Source organism: Ruminococcus difficilis (assembly GCF_016680995.1).
Map to the genome: position 1 here is coordinate 1 of NZ_JAEQMG010000134.1, position 1,440 is coordinate 1,440.

Sequence of the window (1,440 nt, forward strand, 5' to 3'; positions counted from 1 at the left end):
ATAAACCACTATTTGAAAGGATTGTTACTATGAGTCGTGCTGCGTATTTAGTGCTCGAAAACGGAACGGTTTTTGAGGGCAAGGCATTTGGCGCCGAAAAGGAAACTATGGGAGAGCTTGTTTTTACAACCGCTATGACAGGCTATCTTGAAACACTCACCGACCCCAGCTACTTTGGTCAGGTGGTTCTTCACACATTCCCTCTTATCGGTAATTACGGCGTCATTCGTTCGGATTTCGAGACCCCTACTCCCGCGCTCAATGGTTATATTGTAAGAGAATGGTGTCAAGCGCCGTCCAACTTCCGCAGTGAGGGCGATCTTGACACCTTTTTAAAAGAGAAGGGCGTTACGGGTATCTGCGGCCTTGACACCCGCGCGCTCACCAGAATCGTCCGCGAATACGGCGTTATGAACTGCCGTATTCAGTACACACCCGAGGTGACCGACGAGATCCTCAATGAGCTCAAGGGCTTTGTCATCACCGAGGCGGTTGAGAAAACCACGATCTCCGAGATCGAGAACTTCCCCGTTGAAAACGCGAAGTACCACGTTGTTCTCATGGACTTCGGTGCAAAGCACAACATCGGCAGAGAGCTCAACAAGCGCGGCTGCAACCTGACGGTTGTTCCCGCTCACACCAAAGCCGAGGAAGTCCTCGCGCTCAATCCCGACGGCATTATGCTCTCGAACGGCCCCGGAGATCCCGCAAAGAACACCGCTGTCATCGAGGAGCTCAGAAAGCTCACCGAGAGCAAGGTTCCGATGTTCGGTATCTGCCTCGGTCACCAGCTGCTCGCACTCGCCCACGGCGCAAAGACCGAAAAGCTCAAGTACGGTCACCGCGGCGCGAATCAGCCCGTCAAGGAGCTCGAGACAGGCAAGGTTTACATCACCTCCCAGAACCACGGCTACGCGGTTGTTTCCGACAGTCTGCCGGAGGACAGCGAGGTCAGCTACGTAAACGGCAACGACAACACCTGCGAGGGCGTAACCTACACAAGCTTCCCGGCTTTTTCGGTGCAGTTCCATCCCGAAGCTCACGGCGGTCCGCTCGACACCTCGTTCCTCTTCGACCGCTTCCTCAAGATGATGGACGACAACAAGCAGTAATCTCAGAAATATTCAAAAATAGCTGAACATTCTATAAAGTAAGGATTGATAGTATGCCACTGAAAAAGGATATTAAAAGAGTAATGGTTATCGGCTCGGGTCCCATCGTCATCGGACAGGCTGCCGAATTTGACTACGCCGGCACCCAGGCGTGCCGCGCCCTCAAGGAGGAGGGTCTTGAGGTTATCCTCGTAAACTCCAACCCCGCGACGATCATGACCGACAACGCCATGGCGGATAAAATCTATATCGAGCCGCTCACCCTCGACGTGGTGAAGCGCATTATCATCAAGGAAAAACCCGACAGCCTGCTTTCGACCCTCGGCGG

At 53.5% G+C, this 1,440-nt stretch carries 2 protein-coding genes; both read left to right on the top strand.

Annotation, left to right across the window (positions count from 1 at the left end; translation table 11 throughout):
* The first annotated feature begins 29 nt into the window (after positions 1–29).
* Positions 30–1,112 (top strand): carbamoyl phosphate synthase small subunit, encoded by a 1,083-nt coding sequence (locus JKK62_RS12420; RefSeq protein WP_201428149.1) that lies wholly within the window; start codon positions 30–32, stop codon positions 1,110–1,112.
* 53 nt (positions 1,113–1,165) lie between these two features.
* A partial coding sequence (locus JKK62_RS12425; RefSeq protein ID WP_201428150.1) for a carbamoyl phosphate synthase preATP-grasp domain-containing protein occupies positions 1,166–1,440 on the top strand: 275 nt, incomplete at its 3' end.

Coding starts and splice junctions, on each gene's coding strand:
- JKK62_RS12420 (WP_201428149.1), top strand. CDS start 30: ATGAGTCGTGCTGCGTATTTAGTGCTCGAAAACGGAACGGTTTTTGAG.